Source organism: Natronococcus roseus, assembly GCF_043677095.1.
Lineage (GTDB): Archaea > Halobacteriota > Halobacteria > Halobacteriales > Natrialbaceae > Natronococcus > Natronococcus roseus.
In genome coordinates, this window is record NZ_JBHLJR010000001.1 from 543,525 (window position 1) to 561,271 (window position 17,747).

Annotated in this window: 17 protein-coding genes; 12 read left to right on the forward strand and 5 right to left on the reverse strand. The window is 65.5% G+C overall.

From position 1 onward, the window contains the following. Nucleotides 1–12: 12 nt before the first annotated feature. Complete coding sequence (locus ACFEMD_RS02825; protein WP_394739371.1) at nt 13–315, reverse strand: hypothetical protein; 303 nt, start codon at nt 313–315, stop codon at nt 13–15. Between the two features lie 125 nt (nt 316–440). Between ACFEMD_RS02825 and ACFEMD_RS02830 the strand changes: the two genes are divergently transcribed. From ACFEMD_RS02830 to ACFEMD_RS02850, 5 genes are all read left to right on the forward strand, one after another. Then, complete coding sequence (locus tag ACFEMD_RS02830) at nt 441–668, forward strand: LSM domain-containing protein (RefSeq protein WP_005556806.1); 228 nt, start codon at nt 441–443, stop codon at nt 666–668. After that, a complete protein-coding gene (locus ACFEMD_RS02835; RefSeq protein ID WP_005556804.1) occupies nt 665–841 on the forward strand; it encodes a 50S ribosomal protein L37e in 177 nt (58 codons plus the stop codon). Before ACFEMD_RS02830 ends, ACFEMD_RS02835 begins: the two co-directional genes overlap by 4 nt. 719 nt (nt 842–1,560) lie before the next feature. Then, on the forward strand, nt 1,561–2,259 hold the full coding sequence (locus tag ACFEMD_RS02840) for a DUF4013 domain-containing protein (RefSeq protein WP_394739372.1): 699 nt from the start codon (nt 1,561–1,563) through the stop codon (nt 2,257–2,259). A gap of 70 nt (nt 2,260–2,329) precedes the next feature. After that, the gene (locus ACFEMD_RS02845) at nt 2,330–3,523 is read left to right on the forward strand and encodes a threonine synthase (protein WP_394739373.1); all 1,194 of its coding nucleotides are present in this window, start codon (nt 2,330–2,332) and stop codon (nt 3,521–3,523) included. Between the two features lie 874 nt (nt 3,524–4,397). Next, the gene (locus ACFEMD_RS02850; protein WP_394739374.1) at nt 4,398–5,033 is read left to right on the forward strand and encodes an IS6 family transposase; all 636 of its coding nucleotides are present in this window, start codon (nt 4,398–4,400) and stop codon (nt 5,031–5,033) included. Nucleotides 5,034–5,379: 346 nt separating this feature from the next. On the opposite strand, the gene ACFEMD_RS02855 is transcribed toward ACFEMD_RS02850, so the two are convergent. Continuing rightward, nucleotides 5,380–8,067, reverse strand: a complete 2,688-nt coding sequence (locus ACFEMD_RS02855) for a PAS domain S-box protein (protein ID WP_394739375.1) — start codon at nt 8,065–8,067, stop codon at nt 5,380–5,382. Nucleotides 8,068–8,222: 155 nt separating this feature from the next. Between ACFEMD_RS02855 and ACFEMD_RS02860 the strand changes: the two genes are divergently transcribed. Then, nucleotides 8,223–8,921: a phosphoglycerol geranylgeranyltransferase gene (locus ACFEMD_RS02860; RefSeq protein ID WP_394739376.1), complete on the forward strand. Its 699-nt coding sequence runs from the start codon at nt 8,223–8,225 to the stop codon at nt 8,919–8,921. 15 nt (nt 8,922–8,936) lie between these two features. Here the strand turns inward: ACFEMD_RS02860 and ACFEMD_RS02865 are convergent, their stop codons facing one another. Both ACFEMD_RS02865 and ACFEMD_RS02870 read right to left on the reverse strand, forming a co-directional pair. Further along, nucleotides 8,937–9,629, reverse strand: coding sequence for a DUF4336 domain-containing protein (locus tag ACFEMD_RS02865; protein ID WP_394739377.1), 693 nt, complete (start codon nt 9,627–9,629; stop codon nt 8,937–8,939). Nucleotides 9,630–9,731: 102 nt separating this feature from the next. After that, entirely contained in the window at nt 9,732–10,799 is a 1,068-nt protein-coding gene (locus tag ACFEMD_RS02870; RefSeq protein ID WP_394739378.1) for an mRNA surveillance protein pelota, read from the reverse strand. Nucleotides 10,800–11,129: 330 nt separating this feature from the next. On the opposite strand from ACFEMD_RS02870, the gene ACFEMD_RS02875 reads away from it, so the two are divergent. The 3 genes from ACFEMD_RS02875 to ACFEMD_RS02885 all read left to right on the forward strand — a co-directional run bounded on the left by ACFEMD_RS02875 (nt 11,130) and on the right by ACFEMD_RS02885 (nt 13,833). Further along, a complete protein-coding gene (locus ACFEMD_RS02875) occupies nt 11,130–11,453 on the forward strand; it encodes a hypothetical protein (RefSeq protein ID WP_394739379.1) in 324 nt (107 codons plus the stop codon). A 96-nt stretch (nt 11,454–11,549) separates the two neighbouring features. Beyond that, nucleotides 11,550–13,328: a nitrite/sulfite reductase gene (locus tag ACFEMD_RS02880; RefSeq protein ID WP_394739380.1), complete on the forward strand. Its 1,779-nt coding sequence runs from the start codon at nt 11,550–11,552 to the stop codon at nt 13,326–13,328. Between the two features lie 220 nt (nt 13,329–13,548). Next, nucleotides 13,549–13,833 carry a DUF6360 family protein gene (locus ACFEMD_RS02885; protein ID WP_394739381.1) on the forward strand — a complete coding sequence of 95 codons (285 nt, stop codon included), beginning with the start codon at nt 13,549–13,551 and terminating at the stop codon, nt 13,831–13,833. Here ACFEMD_RS02885 and ACFEMD_RS02890 read toward each other — a convergent pair whose 3' ends face one another. Next, nucleotides 13,834–14,094 (reverse strand): hypothetical protein, encoded by a 261-nt coding sequence (locus ACFEMD_RS02890; protein WP_394739382.1) that lies wholly within the window; start codon nt 14,092–14,094, stop codon nt 13,834–13,836. Nucleotides 14,095–14,211: 117 nt separating this feature from the next. On the opposite strand from ACFEMD_RS02890, the gene ACFEMD_RS02895 reads away from it, so the two are divergent. The 3 genes from ACFEMD_RS02895 to ACFEMD_RS02905 are packed head-to-tail and all read left to right on the forward strand — an operon-like array spanning nt 14,212 to nt 17,676. After that, a complete protein-coding gene (locus tag ACFEMD_RS02895; RefSeq protein ID WP_394739383.1) occupies nt 14,212–14,742 on the forward strand; it encodes a hypothetical protein in 531 nt (176 codons plus the stop codon). 48 nt (nt 14,743–14,790) lie between these two features. Further along, nucleotides 14,791–16,539 carry an asparagine synthase-related protein gene (locus ACFEMD_RS02900; RefSeq protein WP_394739384.1) on the forward strand — a complete coding sequence of 583 codons (1,749 nt, stop codon included), beginning with the start codon at nt 14,791–14,793 and terminating at the stop codon, nt 16,537–16,539. 51 nt (nt 16,540–16,590) lie between these two features. Beyond that, nucleotides 16,591–17,676: a thiamine ABC transporter substrate-binding protein gene (locus ACFEMD_RS02905; protein ID WP_394739385.1), complete on the forward strand. Its 1,086-nt coding sequence runs from the start codon at nt 16,591–16,593 to the stop codon at nt 17,674–17,676. Nucleotides 17,677–17,747: the final 71 nt, after the last annotated feature.

Below are 17,747 nucleotides of genomic sequence, written 5' to 3' on the forward strand. Positions count from 1 at the left end.
GCGTCGTACCGATTACGTGACGACGACGTCGGGCTGCTCGTCCTCGGGGAACTCCTCGGCCTCGTCGTCCTCGGTGTACTTCTTCGCCGCGACGCCGAGCGCGACGAGGACGACCAGCGCGATCAGGGCGCCGATCGCCCCCTTTCCGCCGCCCTCCTCGTCGGCTTCCGACTCGTCCTCGAGCTCCTCCTTGCCCTCGAGGTCGGCCGCCTCCTGCTTCTCGCCGAACGGGAGCGCGTCGTCGATCGCTCGCGGCCCGAACTGGTGGTCGCCCTGGAGGTTCAGCTCGATGAGGGTAAACTTCTTCTCTCCCATGTCGGGGGAGTCGGCGAGCGATCACTTAGCCGTTTGGCTTGTTCGAGCGCGTCGACGGCCGTCGACTCGAGGATTGGGGAGTCTCGATCGGTACGATTAAGTGCGCGTCACTGGCGGTGTGTTGTATGAGTGGACGACCGCTTGACGTCCTCGAGGCGTCGCTCGGCGAACGCGTCACCGTACGGCTCAAGAGCGGCGACGAGTACGTCGGCGATCTTACGGGCTACGATCAGCACATGAACCTCGTGCTCGAGGACGTCTCGAGGGCCGGCGACCGAGAAGTGGACGACGAGGCGCCGGTCGAAGACACAACGATTATACGCGGCGATAACGTCGTTTCGATCACTCCATGACTGGCGCAGGAACCCCGAGCCAAGGAAAGAAGAACAAGACGACCCACACGAAGTGCCGTCGCTGCGGAGAGAAGTCCTACCACACGAGGAAGAAAGTCTGCTCGTCGTGCGGCTTCGGCAAGTCCGCCAAGCGCCGCGACTACGAGTGGCAGTCCAAGACGGGCGACAACTGAACTTCTATCTCTTCGGACTCGCGCTTCTCGAGCGACGCGACTCTTCACTCGTAGTCGCTCGAATCCCGTCCTCGATGAGTCGACAGGCGGTGGCTCCCGAGGGGTCCGATAGCCGGTAGCCTCACCGCGGGACTCGAGTCGACCTCCGGCGCTCGAGCCGAGCGTCGACGATCGCTTGATGTGACCTCCTCCTCGCCGTAAACGGAGAGGGAGCGAAGCTCCCTCAAGCAGTCGGGCGCAGCCCGACGACGGCGAGGCTTCCCACGGCACAGCACCGCTGAGTTGGGATATTTGCTGGTTTACGACCTGTCGGCATGACAGGCCGATGGCAGGGCCACACTGCCGTTACTCCTATCCCGGAGGGGACTCGGAGTTATCTTGTGACCGAGACACCACAGCGGTTCGAGAGTGTGTCTCGAACGTTCTGGATCTCGGAGTCCCGATACTGTGCATTTGGATGGGCGGTGCGACCGCCTCGGTGTACGTCATGCTACGACACACTCTCACTTAAATATTCGTAGTACTGCTGAACGTGGTTTGTGTCGGCGTTGTCGGATTCACGCCCGTCCCCAGAACGCGCAGCGTTCTGGTGTGCGAACGAGACGCTTCGCGTCTCGTCAACGCCGTGAACGGCGGGATTCTCTCCTCGAAGAAAGATAGCCCGGGGGCGCGTATAGCTCTCGATCGACCGCGAGCGACTGCAGTCGGTCGAGGACACCATGCTATCGGAATCACTCACCTACCTGAAAGACAGCGACGACGCGCTGAAGACGAGCATCATCGGCGGGCTCTGCCTGCTGTTTGGCTTCCTGCTGATCCCGCTCTTTCTCGTCTGGGGGTACGTCGTCCGCGTGCTGGCTCGGACCAGCCGCGACGACGACGAGGCCCCCGGCTTCGAGGACTGGGGCGACCTGACGATCGACGGCGCGAAGGCCTTTGCGATCCTGCTCGCGTACTCGCTCGTCCCGGTGGTCGCCGGCGCCGTCCTGTTCGGCGGCGTCTGGCTCGCCGCCGGCGGCACACCGGGGACGATCGGCGCGATCGGGTTCCTCCTCGCCGGGACGGTTACGCTCGCGGCGTTCGTCGCGGCCGCGTACGTCTCGCCCGCGGCGATCGCGAATTTCGCGAGCGAGCGACGCCTCGGCGCGGGGTTCGACGTCGACGAACTCCGCTCGGTCCTCGCGACGGGAACGTACGCGACGGGGTGGCTACTGGCGTTCGGGATCGTCGTCGTCGGCTCGTTCGTCTCGGGAGTACTCAACGCCGTCCCGCTCGTCGGAACCGTGCTGGGCGCGATCGTCGCGTTCTACGCGCTCGTCGCGGCCTACTACGTCATCGGCCACACCTGGGGCGACCTCCACCCCGTCTCGATCGAGACGTCCGACGACGGACCCTCGAGCGAACGCCCCGCCCTCTGATCGCGGTACCGAAACCCCGCTCTCGAGTCCGATGAACAGCCATTAGTCTCGCGCCGCGAACACACCTACTATGGAGACGACAGCCGCCTTCGAGGGCCTCGAGTGCGTCGACTGCGAGTTGACGGTCGACGCCGACGCGGAGAGCCACCGGTGTCCGGACTGCGGTGGAATCCTCGATCCGAGCTACGACTACGACGCGGTCGACCTGGATCGGGAGACGCTCGCCGAGCGCCCGTTCGACTCGCTGTGGCGCTACGAGGAACTGCTCCCGTTCCCCCGCGAGGACGCCGTGACGATGGACGAGGGCGCGACGCCGCTGGTCGAGTGTCCCACTTTGGCGGACGAGCTGGGCGTCGGCCGGTTGCTGATCAAAGACGAGGGCCGGAACCCGACGGGGACGTTCAAGGATCGGGGACAGACCGTCGCCGTGACGGCCGCCGACGGACACAGCGCGAGCGAGGTGGCGCTGGCGTCGGCGGGCAACGCCGGCCAGGCGGCCGCAGCGTACGCGGGGCGAGCGGGGATGGAGTCCCACGTCTACGTCCCCTCCCGATCGGGCTTTACGAACAAGGCGATGATCAACGTCCACGGCGGCGACATGAACGTCGTCGGCGGACGGATCGGCGAGGCCGTCGCGGCCTTCGAGGAAGGCCTTGCGGAGCACGACGACTGGTACTCTCTCCAGACGTTCGCCACACCCTACCGCCACGAGGGGAAGAAGACAATGTTCTACGAGATCGCCGAACAGCTCGAGTGGGAGACCCCCGACGTGATCTCGTACCCGACCGGCGGCGGGGTCGGTCTCGTCGGGATGTACAAGGCCGCCCGGGAGCTCGAGACGCTGGGCCTGACCGATAACGTCCCGTCCTTCTACGCCGCGCAGGCGTCGGGCTGTGCCCCGATCGTCGAGGCGTTCGAGGACGGACGGGACGCCCACGAACCGATCGAACACCCCGACACGATCTGCGGCGGCATCGAGATCCCCGACCCCGGCGCGAGCCCGTGGATCCTCGAGGCGATCCGCGAGAGCGACGGGGGCGCCGTCGCGACCGACGACCCGGAGATCCTCGACGCCGCGATCGCGGTCGCAAAGCGAGAAGGGCTCGAGATGGCGCCGACCTGCGCCGCGGCGGTCAGCGGTCTCCTCGAGCTGGCCGATCGGGGCGCCTTCGACGGCGACGAGACGGTCGTCGCGGTCAACACCGGGACCGGGAACAAGGAGGCCGACGTCCTGCGTAGCCACCTGATGAGCAAGGGGATCTGACTGTAGCAGTAGTTGGCAGTACAGTTTCTTTGTTTGGCATGGACCGCGAATCTAAGCCGTCCGATTCGTTACGTAGAGCGTGCGAACCTAACGCAGCCACATATATCATCTAATATAGATGTTGAGAGAGACGTGCTGAATACACAGCGCGAATGTAGTATAGGCTGGGAGCCGATCTGCGAAGGGAAGTGATCGGTGAGTACTGATGAAGGATGTGGCACGATGGGTTGTGATCCATTCACTATCTGTCAGAAAACCGTGTTCCTTTATCAGTTTCCACCTCTCTGGCCTGCCCTATCTCGCCCCTGCGAGCCTCTGTCGCCGGCTCTCTCATCCGCTACACCTCGGCCTTCATCACCTGGAGCTGGCGGGATGTCAGTGATAGTGATCGTGTACCACTGATCGTAGCAGTACTGTCTTGCGCTCGTGTCTACGGTGTAGTAGGTGGTATCGACTGTGGGTTGCGGGTCGTTAACTGGCACAAGATAGGCAGCTTGCTGCGTTTCTGGAACTGTAGCTGTGGCAAAACGATACATGTGAGAGCTTGAAACTGAACCGTCAGCACAGCCACCGTATAGGCCATCGTACCGCCAAATCCTCACTTCGTCACCTTCATTCAGATCGGAAGGATCACCGACTCCTGCGTATCCTGTGATCGTATGTTCATTAGCTGCTGCGGTACCACTGGCACCAATCCCACCAAGCGTTAGTGCTCCAGTTGTCAATGCAGATTTTCTCAGTACATTGCGACGCGAAAACACCTTCTCTTGCTCACCCATGTTTTTCAACTCCTAAGTAATGAATATACAGCGCCAGCAGGGGGTCGTGTTTAGTTAAGGCTGAAGGATGAGGCGAGGTGATTTTCAGCTGGTCTATGGCGAAAATCGCTCGCCTCAGTGGTCGTAGCGACTGGATCGAATTAGACTTTGTGGAGCGAGAGCGGACACCGCGCCAGCTGATGAAGCTCGGTATTCGGCTACATCTTGCGGGATTATCGCTTTCGAATACCGTCCGGGAATTAGATAAGTTCGGTGTCGAACGGTCGCGGAAAGCTGTTCACGACTGGGTACAGAAAGCAGATCTACAGCCGGCCAGTAACGCGAGTCCGGATCACGTTGCGCTCGACGAGACGGTGATCCGAATCAACGGCCAACAGTTCTGGCTGTATGCTGCGGTCGATCCCGACACAAACGGTTTCCTGCACGTACGGCTGTTTACAACGACTACGACGGCATTGACACAGCGGTTCCTGCAAGAACTTCGTGAGAAACACGACGTCGATGACGCCGTGTTTCTCGTCGATCATGCCCATCATCTAGCGACAGCACTCCAGCGAATCGGGCTCCGATTTCGACCCGAACGACACGGAAATCGGAACGCTATCGAACGTGTCTTTCGAGAGGTAAAACAACGTACCTTCTCGTTCAGTAATAGCTTCAGCCACGTCGATCCATCAACCGCCGAAACGTGGTTACAAGCCTTCGCCGTCTGGTGGAATTCGCGTAACTAAACACGATGCAGCAGGGATAAACAGAACGTATGGTGTATCATGCTTCTTTGGAAGTAGTCTCGTGGAATTTGACATACAGTATATATCGCCACTGAAGAGTTGTTCACCGCAGGTATTCTAAACCGAACAATACTTTCATAATGACTCTACCCTCTATATTCAGCAGGCGGTTTTTGACAGCTATCGTCGAGATTGATCGCCTCTTTGTTACCCGCTTGACCTGTACGTAACGCGAGTTTCACACGAGATTCTGAATAAGGAAGTTGTTTCACTGTCTTCCCTATTGACAGCTGAAAATATCGATACTTGTTGTCTAGCCATCGTCCGGTCGGGTGTGCACCGATTTTCAGTGACTACCGTACGCCTCGTCGGCCGCCGGGAGCGTAAAGGAGAACGTCGACCCCTCGCCGGGCTCGGAGTCGGCCCACATCTCGCCGCCGTGGCGCTCGACGATCCGCCGACAGAGCGCGAGTCCGATTCCCGAGCCGGCGTACTCGTCGTGGGTGTGTAACCGGTTGAACACCTCGAAGATACGTTCGATATCGTCGGGAGCGATGCCGATCCCCTCGTCGCGGACCGAGATCCGCCACATCGTCCCCTGCCGGTCGGTCGAGACGGCTATCCGCGGACTGCCGTTCCGCGAGTACGTGAGCGCGTTCGAGAGAACGTTCCGGAAGAGCTGTCGGAGCTGCTTGGGATCGCCCTCGACCCGGGGCAACGGCTCGGCACTGATCTCGGCGTTCGACTCCTCGATCCGACCGCCCAGCTCCGCGAGCACGTCGTCGAACACCGCCTCGAGTTCGACGGGCTCGAGCGGCTCGCCGGCGGTCTCGATCCGGGAGTAGGCGAGCAGCCCGTCGATCATCTCGCGCATCCGGTCGGCGCCGTCGACCGCGAACGCGAGGAACTCCTCGGCGTCGTCCTCGAGTCGGTCGCCGTAGCGCTTGTCGAGCAGGCGCAGGTAGCTCGAGACCATCCGTAGCGGCTCCTGGAGGTCGTGGGAGGCCGCGTAGGCGAAGCGCTCGAGGCGTTCGTTCGAGGTCTCCAGCTTTTCGATCGTCTCCTCGAGCCGGCGCTGGTACTCCCGGCGTTCGGTGACGTCGATCTGGGTGATCACGCCGCGACGAACCTCGTCCCGTTCGTTCCTGACTGGCATCCCGTGTGTCATGACGATCCGCCGCTCGCCGTCGACGGTCTCGATCTCGTGGACGTCGGGGTCCGTGACCTCCTCGCCCTCGAGGACGCGCGTCATCGTCCACTCTTCGGGTTCGATCGGCTCGCCGGTGTCGGCCCACCAGCCGTCGTAGCGGTCGTAGTCGGCGATCGATTCGGCGTCGAAGACGTCGCCGCCCCACAGTTCCCGGGCTGTTTCGTTGGCCTCGATGAGCCGTCCGTCGCCGTCGGCGACGATCACCGCGACGGGCAACACCTCGAACAGCGTCTCGAGCTGGCGCTTGTGGGTCTGGAGCTTCCGCTCGGCGCGCTTTCGCTCGGTGATGTCGGCGACCGCGCCGGGGAACGTACGCGGGGTTCCGTCCTCGTCGCACTCGACGTGACCGCGGGCGACGATCCAGCGGCGGTCGCCGTCGGCGTCGCGAACGCGGTACTCCTCCTCGTACTCGCCGCAACGCTCGAGGGCGTCCTCGATGCTTCGCTCGACGCGGTCGCGGTCGGCCGGGTGGATCGACGAGACGAAGCTCTCGAGGGGGACCCCCTCCCGGGCCTCGTCGGGATCGACGCCGAACGTCTTGGCGAAGGCCGTCCCGGCGATAAACCGGTCTTCCTGGACGCGCCACTCCCAGGTGCCGACGGCGCCGGCTTCCGTGGCGGCCTCGAGCTGTGCTTTCGCGTCCTGCAGGAATCGCTCGCGTTCCTTCTGGTCGGTGACGTCCTGGGCCATCGTCAGCCCGGCGACGACGTTCCCCCCGTCGTCGGTGACGGGTACCACGTGGACGAGCCACGCCCGATCGGCCTGCTCGAGTTCGATCCGCTGTTCCTCGCCCTCGAGGGCGCGCTGGTAGGCCGGACCGACAGTCGCCGCGACCGGCTCGTCCCAGACCTCCCGGAAGTGTTTCCCCTCGAGGTCGGCCGGGTCGGCGTCGAGCCGATCGAAGCCGCGACCCGCTGCCAGCGTGTACTCCCCGTCGAGATCGAAGAGGGCGACGATCCCGTTCGGAAAGTTCTCCGCGAGGGTCCGGTACCGACGCTCCGACACCGTCAGCCGACGTTCGCGTTCGACCTGTTCGGTCACGTCCCGGAAGTACACCGAGATCCCGACCTCGGTCGGGTAAACGTCCATCTGAACCCAGCTATCGAGGGGGTCGACGCGACGCTCGAACGAGAGGGGTTTTTTGGTCGCCATCACGGTCCTGAGTCGCTCCTCGAGGTGGGTGCCGACGAGCGACGGCAGCGCCTCCCAGACGTTCGCCCCGTGCAGGTCCTCGGCCGGCCGGCCGAGCAGCTCCGCGGCCCGGTCGTTGACGTAGGTGACCCGCCAGCCGTCGTCGAGGGCACAGAAGGCGTCGGAGATGCGGTCGAACACCGCGTCGAGCTCGGACGAGAGCTGCTCGACGCTGCGCTCGAGCCGTCGGGTTCGCCCGTCCGGTTCGTCGCTTTCCCTCCCCGCTCGCGGTGGCGCTCTAGGGTACTTGACGATGCAGACGGTACCGTGTTCCTCCTCCTCGGCGAGGCGCTCGAGCCGGACCGTACAGTCGACGGTTCGGCCGTCCGCGGTCTCGATCGCCGCCTCCAGGTCCCGTCTGTGACCCGGATCGTCCTCACTCTCGCCCTCATCCTCGCGCTCGAGGACGTCGTCGTCGAACAGCGCCGAGACGTGTGCGTCCACCAGTTGCTCCCGAGCGTAGCCTGCGATCTCGAGCAGGTCGTCGGTGACCGTAACGATCCGTCCGTCGGCGTCGAGTTGAAGCACGCCGCCGTCGAGGGCGTCGGCAATCGCCCGAAACCGCTGTCGTTCGACGGCCGGGCTGCCGGTCGACCACCGCAGTTCCTCGGTCGATTCCGCCCGATCGCTCATACGGGGACTACTGTCCGCCGGGAAAAATAAACTCGGTGTTTACCCGGTTGCTCGTCGACGGTACGGTACGGGGCAGCGAATCGACTGCTGGTGCCGGATTACCGTCTGGCGGCCGTTTCGTAGCGCTTTTCCCGGTTGTCGGGAAACGGAGCGGTATGACTGCCCCCTGGACCGACTGGAACCATATCCTCAAACTCGACCCCGATAAGGAGCTTCCTGACGGCGTCACCTTCGGCGATCTCTGTGCGACCGGGACCGACGCGATCGAGATCGGGGGGACGATGGGGATGACCGAGGAGAACATGACCGCGGTGATCGAGGCCTGCGCCGAACACGATGTCCCGCTCTACCAGGAGCCCGCCAACCCCAGCGTTGTCGTCCGGAACGACGCGCTCGAGGGCTACTTCATCCCGACGGTGTTCAACGCCGGCTCGCCGTTCTGGATCACTGAGGCCCACAAGGAGTGGGTCCGGATCGACACCGTCGACTGGGAGCGGACGACCACGGAGGCCTACATCGTGATGAATCCCGAGGCCGACGTGGCGACCCTGACGGAGGCCGACTGCGACCTCGGGCCCGACGACGTCGAGGCCTACGCGAAGGTCGCCGAACGGATGTTCGGCCAGGAGATCGTCTACCTCGAGTACTCGGGGATGCTCGGCGACGAGGAGATCGTCCGGGCCGCCAGCGAGGGCGTCGAGGAGTCGACGCTGTTCTACGGCGGCGGGATTCGGGACTACGACTCCGCCTATCGCATGGCACAGTACGCCGACGTCGTCGTCGTCGGCGACCTCGCCCACGACGAGGGGGTCGACGCCCTGCGCGAGACCGTCGAGGCCGCGAACGACGCCTGACTGCGCTCGCTCGAGTCACCGTCGGGCTCGGAGAATCCAGTCGAATCCATCCGCGACGGCCCGTTTTCCGCCCGTCTCGACGATCTCGCCGTGACCCGGGATCAGCCGGTCGAACTCCCAGGCGAGGACGTCCCTGATCGACCGCCGAAACGTTTCCTCGTTGGCGATCGTCAGTCGGAACTCGATCGGTGGCCCGACCCGGCGGTAGACCCGCAACAGCCGAGCAACGAGTCGCGTCGTCAACGGGCTCTCCTCGCCGACGTGAAAGCCGACGTCGCCGAGGATCACGGTCCCGCTCTGCCGGTGGTAGTACGCGACCTCGGTGAGCCAGCGGTGGCCGTCGACCGCGACCTGATCGATATCGGCGCTCCAGCGCGGGTCGGGGGTGTCGCCCAGCAGCCCGTCGAACCGCAGGTCTGGCCGCCGGGCCGCGAGCCCGGGCGCTGCCAGCAGTTCGGCGTCCGGAAACGCCTCCCGGTACTGTTCCATATACAGGTGACCGTGAAGCTTGCTCGCAGGTGCGACGAATCGCACGTCGCCGAGCTTCTCGAGCGCCGCCCGCAGGTCGGGGGTTAGCTCGGCCGGAGACTGGACGAACAGCCCCCCGCTCGAGAGTTCGACGACGGTCATGATCCGACCGAGTTCGACGCCGAAAAACGTCAGCGGTTCCTCGTAGGTCCACAGCCGATCGGCCCGTTCGGTGAGCATTCCGTGGTCCTACGCCGGCGTACGTTATCAACACAGTCGACGGTTCGTCGGGTCGGCCGAGCGGCTCTCGCTCACTCGAGGCGTTGGCCCTCGCCGTCCCGGTCACTCGAGCCGGTAGCGCAATAGCGCCGCGATCCCGCCGAGGTTCGAGAGCTGCTCGCCGGGCGGGAACTCGCTCGAGAACACCGTCACCTCGCCGCCTTTCTGCTCGGCCGTGCGGACGACGTCGTCGACGTCGAGGCTCCACTCGCCGTCGGGGCCTCGCTCCTGGCGGAGTCGGTCGTCGACGATCAGCAGGCGTTCGATCGCGCCGTACTCGGCGGCCTGCTTGACCTCGTCGGGACCGTAGGCGGCCTTCGCGCCCTGGGCGATGCGTTCGGTGAGCTCGTCGATGTATTCGGCCTCGCTCTCGATGCGGGTCTCCTGTTGCACGTCCGCGACGGCGCCCCGTTTGAGCACCTCGTGGACGCCCCGGTCGCCGACGGCCGCCGCGTCGACCATCGTGATCTTCTCGGCGACGTCGGGCGCGTTCTGCTCGATGTACTTGTAGGCGTCCTGCTTCGTGAAGCCGGGCCCCGCGAGGATGACGGCGTCGGCGTCCTGGCGCTCGAGGACCGTCGCCAGCTCCGCGAACAGCTCCGAGCGCTCGCGGGCGAAGTCGCCCTTGCCCGTCGGTCCCGTGATCGCCGCCCGCTCTTCGGTGCCGTACTGGGCGACGGTGTGGACGTGGGCCTGGCCCTCCTCGACGGTGGCGATGGCGACGTCGGGGTTTTCGGTCGCTTCTTCGGCCTCCTCGAGGCGGGCCTCCTGGTCGGGTTTGAACCGCTTCTCGATCGACAGCTCCTCGCGCTCCTCGACGTTCAGCGTGTGGTGGAAGCCGAGCTGGTCCTCCCGCGAGCAGGCGACGATCTCGCCGCCGACCCGCAGTCGGTTGGCGAACTTGTGGAACTCGATGTCGTCGACGGCGATGGCGACCCACATGTGCTCGCGCTCGCCGCCCGTGTCCCGCATCTGGTCGTCGTTGCGCTGGATCCGCCGGGTCGTGTCGCCCGCGACGCGGTCGCCGGGCTCGAGGACGTACTGCAAATGCCAGAGGTCGTCCACGCTCTCGGGAACGACGGTGAGCCGCTCGCGACCCCCGTCGAGTCGCTCCCGGTCTTTGATCTGCATGCCCGTCAGTCCGAGCGGCCCGCTAAAAGGTGCTGTTGTTCGCGGCTCGGGAGTCGAGACGCCGAGGCCCCTCGGGACACGGGGTTCACCCCTCGAGCGACCGGACACGGGTCGGTTCGGGGCCGTCGTGAATCGCGGTCGCACCCCCGGTCGTGACGACCGTTCCGGTCGGTGACAGTCGCCCGTACCGGAAAGAATAGCAGCTACCTCGGACCCGTCCTTCGGCGAAAATCCGGCCCCTGCCCGCAGTTTTCGCTCGAATCCCGCACGTTCACCGGTAAGCATTGCCCGGGCCAACGAACGGAGGACGATCGCCGACGAAGCGATCGTATGACGATCGCAGTGCGAACGCTCGACGACGGGGCGTGGATCAGCGTCAACGACAGCCGACAGGTGAGCGTGAGCGACGTGTGGACCCTCTCGCACGGCGCGTTTTGCGAGTGTGAACCGGCGTACGTCCTCCTGGAGGGGTTTTTCGGCGTCGACGTCGACGGATCGATCGTCGTCGCCGACACCGTCGGGCGGTGTCTCGAATGCGGCATCCAGGACTCGATCGACCGATTACCCGTCGGCCGGATCGTCGACGGCGAGTTCAAGCCGTACGGACCCGAGGCCGTCCAGTCCATCGTCGAGCCGACGTCCCGAACCGAGTGAGGGCGAAGCGGCAATTCTATCCGACACTAACTAGATGCGGGGAGAACTGACGAGAGGCAGGGGTGCTTATAACGGGAGTTCATAGCGGTGGTATCAATGCCGAGTGACGTCGAGCAGTGGAAAGACGAACTCTACGGTACCGACATCCGCGCCGAGATCGAGCGCTTCGCGGAGGAGGGGTGGGAGGCGATCCCCGACGACGAGCACGACGCGTGGTTCGAGCGCTTCAAGTGGTACGGCCTGTACCACCAGCGCGCCGGCCAGGAGTCGTACTTCATGATGCGGATCGGTCCACCGGGCGGCGTCCTCGAGCCCGGCCAGTTCCGGGAGATCGTCGAGATCGCCGACGACTTCTCCCGCGGCCCCGCCGAGAATCCGGTGTTCGGCAACGGCTGGATCGACGTGACGACCCGACAGGCGATCCAGCTCCACTGGATCCGCCTCGAGGACGTCCCCGAGATCTTCGATCGGCTCGAGTCGGTCGGCCTCTCGACGGTCCAGGCCTGCGGGGACTCCTGGCGCAACATCGTCGGCTGCCCGGTCGCCGGCAAGGACAAACACGAGCACGTCGACGCCGACGCGCTCGCGACCGAGCTTCACGACACGTTCAAGCGAAACGAGGCCCACTCGAACCTGCCCCGGAAGTGGAAGGTGTCGGTCACGGGCTGTGACGAGGGCTGCGGCCAGGGCGACATCAACGACCTCGCGTTCGAGCCCGCCGAGAAGGAGATAGACGGCGAGACGGTGACGGGCTACAACGTCCGCGTCGGCGGCGGCCTCTCGCGCAACGAGCCCCGCTTCGCCCGGGATATCGACGTCTTCGCGACGCCCGAGCAGGCCGTCGACGTCGCCGGCGGCATCTCGGCGCTGTTCCGGGACAACGGCGACCGCGAGAACCGCTACAACGCTCGAATCAAGTTCCTCATGGACGAGTGGGGTCCCGAGAAGTTCCGCGAGACGCTCCAGGAGGAGTTCGTCGACTTCGAGCTCCACACGGCGGGCGAGGACCTTCGGGAATCGTACTCCTACAACGCGGGCGAGGCCGACGGCAAACACGATCACGTCGGCGTCCACGAGCAGCCTGACGGCAACTACTACGTCGGGCTCAACGTCCTTGTCGGGCGCATCGGCGTCGACGAGGCGTACGACCTCGCGGACGCGGCCGACGAGTACGGTTCGGGCGAGGTTCGCCTCACCCAGCGCCAGAACATCGTCTTCACGGACGTCCCCGAGGAGAACGTCGACGACCTACGCGCCGAGGACGTCCTCGAACACTACAGCCCCGATCCGCACCCGTTCCAGCGCGGTTCGATCGCCTGTACCGGAACCGAGTTCTGTTCGCTCTCGATCGTCGAGACGAAGAACCGTCAGGTTCGCTACGCCCGCTGGCTCGTCGACAACGTCGAGCTGCCAGACGGCGTCGAGAACTTCCACGTCCACCTCTCGGGCTGTACCGCCTCCTGCGCCCAGCCCCAGATCGCCGACGTCTCCCTGCGCGGGATGAAGACGCGCAAGGACGGCGAACCCGTCGAGGCACTGGACATCGGCCTCGGCGGCGGGCTCGGCGAGGAGCCCCAGTTCGCCTCCTGGATCGCCGAGCGCGTCCCCGCCGACGAGGTGCCGGGTGCGATCGAGAACCTGCTCGAGAACTTCGAGGAAGCGCGCGACAGCGAGGCCCAGAGCTTCCGGGAGTTCGTCGCAGAGCGCGACGACGAGGAGCTCGCCGAGCTGATCGAGCCCGAGGAGACCGACTACGACGATCCGTTCATGCACAACACGAAGCGGACGTGGTACCCCTACGCGGAGGACGACGACCTGAACGAGAGCCCCGCCCCCGCGAAGGCAGACGGAACGCCGATCCCGTCCGACGACTGAGACGGTCTGCTATACCGAGTCGACGGCACAACCGCGAACCGTCTTGGGGTTGTGCCGTCGATGACTTCCGGCAGTCCGTCCGACCGACGTCCACCGCTCGTCGCCGTTCTCTCGTTTTGCCGTCTCGTGACCGTCCCCGCAGCCGCAGTACTCGGTTCGAGGTGACCGCGTTTCGCGTCGCTCCGGGCCGCCTAAGTGTCTCCGTCCGCTCTCGAGAACCATGGCAGACCGCCTGATGAAAGTCAACGCGTACACGACGCTCGACCTCGTCGACGCCGTCGCGAAGGGCCACAAGTTCGAGACGGAATCGCTCGCCGTGGTGAACGCGACGGCCGACAGGGAGGAACCCGACTGCGTCCGGCTACAGCTCGAGCTCGACAACATGACCGAGGAACACCTTCCCGCACACATGGAGGAGGTGCAGCTGACGCCCGACCAGGCCCGAACGATCGCGAGCGACCTCGAGAAGCACGCGGATCGGGTCGAGGAAGCGACCGACGAGTAGTTATCTCAGGTCCTCGAGCGTGTCCTTGGCCTTGTCGACGGCAGTGTCGAACGTGCTCTCGAGCTCCTCGACGGAGCGTTCGACGTGGTAGACCCGCTCGCTCGGGACGCGTCGGACCATGTCGTTGCCGTCGTCGTCGGTGCCGTACGCGAACAGCCAGTGGTCCTGGAAGTAGGCGATGTGGTCGTTGTCGACGGTGACCTCCTCGATCTCGTCGCTCGAGTTCTTGTAGACGATCGTCGCAGTACCCAGTTCAGCCATGCGTCCACTACCGGTCTCGGACGGGAAGCCGCTGGCCCGGCAGCTGCAACGTGACGGAATGAAGGATCATCATAGTTAGGGGCGTGAGGTATCCCCCTCGGAAGCCTTCCTTGCTATATGAGAACCAATCTCGGGAAGCTTGCCGACTTCGGTACCCGCTCGCTCGTCACTCACGCGCTCATGGCGGCCTCGCTCGCCGGCGCGATCACCGCGGGGCTGTTCGTCGGCGGCGAACTGGGACTGGTCTCGTTCGTCGCGTTGCTCAACTTTACCGCGGGGCTGTGGATCGCTCAGTCGATCCACTCGCTGGGCCAAGAGCTGAACGGCGGCGAGTACACCGGGATCATCGACGAACTGACCGAACGCACCGGCACCGGTTCGGACGACGGTCAGGGCCTCGATACCGGCCGACTGGCGCGGTTGGGAACGCTGATCGCGTTCGTGACGGCGGTCTCGCTGCTGACCTCCGCGCAGGTCCTCGCGGGGGCGCTGTTTTCGATCGCGGTCGTCGCCATCGGCAGCATCGCGCTCGTCACCGCTATCACCGGGTTCCTGATCTCGCTGGGAACGGCCTACGACGAGTCGGCCGAGAAGTGGGCGGCGGAGAGCGACAGACACCGCCGCGAGGCAGCCGGCAGCCGGGAGTGAGCGATCCCGGGTCGTCGAACCTAAGTACGTCTCGCCGCAACTCGGCGTATGCAGACGTCGCTGCGCCACGACGGCTGGACCCGAACGGAGGGAATCGCGGTTCGGGGCCGCGCCTTCGAAGGCGACCGAGTCCTCGACGGAGCGTCCCTCGTCGCCCGCTTTGCCGACGCCAGAACTGCCGACGTGAGTCTCGACGCCGTCGCCTCGATCGCCGCCGACCTCGAGGGCTTTTTCGCCGCCGTCGTCGCCGATGCCGACACGACCTATCTCGTCGCCGACGGCGCCCGATCGATCCCGCTGTACTACGGTCCCGACGGGCCGGTCTCCGATCGCGGCCGCGTCGTCCGCGAGGCGCTCGAGGCGCCGACGGATCCGATCGCGGAGAGCGAGTTCCTCCTGACGCGGTACGTCACCGGTCCGGAGACGATCTGGTCGGGAGTGTACGCGACCCAGCCCGGCGAAGTGGTTCGAATAGACGACGGGGGAGTCACTCGACGCACCTACCGCGAGTACTGGCCCTCGGGTCCCGTCGACGAACCGGGGACCAAAGCCCCGCGGGCCCGCCTCGAGTCGGCCCTCGAAACCGCGCTCGACCGCCTCGAGCGCGTCGCGGGCGACCGTCCCGTCGTTGTCCCGCTCTCGGGCGGCTACGACTCTCGGCTGCTCGCGTCGGCGCTCGTCGAGCGCGGCCGGGAGGTGATCAGTTTTACTTTCGGCAGGTCGGGCCACCCCGACGTCGAACTGAGCAGGGAGATCGCGGATCGCCTCGGGATTCGCTGGGAGTTCTGTGACTACGACGAGTCGACGTGGCGAGAGTGGTACCGCGGCCCGGACGGACGGCGGTACGATCGCGAGGCGTTCGGGGGCGACGCGCTCCCCTTCCTCGCGGAGTGGCCCGCCGTCCGCGAGCTGGTCGCCGACGGACGGCTCCCGACCGACGCGCTGTACTGTCCGGGCCACACCGTCGCGACGCCCAGCGAGCGGCTGCCGCGGTTCGTCGACGAGCGCGAACGGAAGACGGACGCGAGCGTCGGCTGCGGACCGGCCGTCGACGCCGATGACGACGCGCTCGACCGGGAGCTGATCGCCCCCTCGCTCGGAGATCTCGCCGACTACGTCCTCGAGCGCCACTACTCGCTGTGGGAGTGGGACGACGAGGCGTTCGAACGAGCCGCGCGCGAGCGGATCCGGTGCGGGCTCTGCGGCGACCGCGACCCGGACGCCGTCGCGGATCCCGAGCGCGCGGCCGCGGCCTACGAGCGCTGGGAGTGGCGCGGTCGGATGGCGACGTTCACCAACGGGGACCTTCGGGTCTACGAGGACGCGGGTCTCGACTGGTGGCTGCCGCTGTGGGACCCCGCCTATGTTCGTGCCTGGGAACGGGTTCCGCTCGAGGCGAGACGGGGCAAGGGACTCCACACCGACCTCGCGCGAGAGCGGTATCGACGCGCGGCCGACGTCCCCGACGAACGGGCGGGGCTGACGGATCGGACGCTCTCGGCCGCTGATCGTCACCTCGCGCTGATTCGGCACTCGCCGGTTCGCCAGTTCACCGAGCGCGGCGGCGACTGGGAGCCGCCGTTTCTCGCGCCGCGGTCGGCCTGGAGCGAGCCCGGGTCCCACCCGCTTTCGTGGTACGGCATCGTCGACGACGCGGTCCTCGAGGCGCTCCCGGCGTTCCGGAACCTCTACGCGCTGCGAACGCTCGCCGCGACGGGGCGACTCGATCTCGAGGACGCGTCGGATCCGATCCTCGACGGGCCGACGCTTCGATTGCCGACGGCGGGCGACGGCTGAGTCGGATCGAAAGCGCGACCCTTACGTACCACCGGTTGTGATCACTCGGTAATGAGACGACGGACGTTTCTCGCGAGCGGGGGGACAGTCGCCGGACTCGGTCTGGCCGGCTGCATCTCACAGGACGGAGACAACGGCGGAACGACCGGGAACGGCGACGACGAGGACGTGCTCCGGGTCGCGGCGAACACCTCGTTCGTCGACGCGCCCAGCGACAGCCCCGGCGAGTGGATCGCTGACGAGTTCGCCGACCGGTACGACGTCGAGTTCGAGTGGCACACGCCCGAACAGGAGCTGAACTACTACATCGAACGCCACAACGAGGACGTCGAGATCGAGCCCGAGCTCTACTTGGGACTAAACCCCCACGAGGTCGTCCGGGCCGACCAGAATACCGACGACGAGCTGTTCGTCGAGACCGACGAGGACGCCCTCGAGCACGTCGCGAACGTCGACGAGGAACACTACTTCGACCCGCACGGACGGGTGATCCCGACCTATCGGAGCTTCTGTGCGATGGTCTACGACGGCCGGAACGTCGATACTCCCGAGACGTTCGACGACCTGCTCGATCCGAAGTACGAGGGCCAGATCGCGGTCTCGAACCCCCAGCGCGGGACGACGGGGCTGCTCTTCTTGCTGTGGACGATCGACCACTTCGGCGAGGACGAGTACCTCGAGTACTGGGAGGAGCTGCTCGACAACGACACCCGCGTCCTCGACTCCTGGAGCGAGGTCTACGCGCAGTTCGAGGAGGGCGAGGTTCCGGTCGTCGCCTCCTACGCGAACGACCGCGTCTACGCCCAGCGCGCCGACAACGATCTCGAGAAACACCAGGTCTCGCTGCTGCACGATCAGGCCTACGCCAACGTTGCCGGCATGGCCCGCTTCGCCGACGGGACGAACGACGAACTCGCCCACGAATTCATGGACTTCATCCTCGATCCCGAAGTCCAGGCGGTGATCGCCGAACGCAACGTGACGGGTCCGGTCAACGACGAAACCGAGCTGCCGGAGGTGTACGAGGAGTACGCCGAAGTGCCCGACGACACGCCGTTCTTCGACTACGACGACCTCGAGGCGAACCTCGACGACTGGCTCGGCGAGTGGGAGCAGGTCGCCGCAGGCGACCACTGAACGAGCCGTGGTCTCGAGCGCTCCGGACGATCCGACCGCGGGCGTCGCGAAGCGGCGAACGGCGCGAGCGA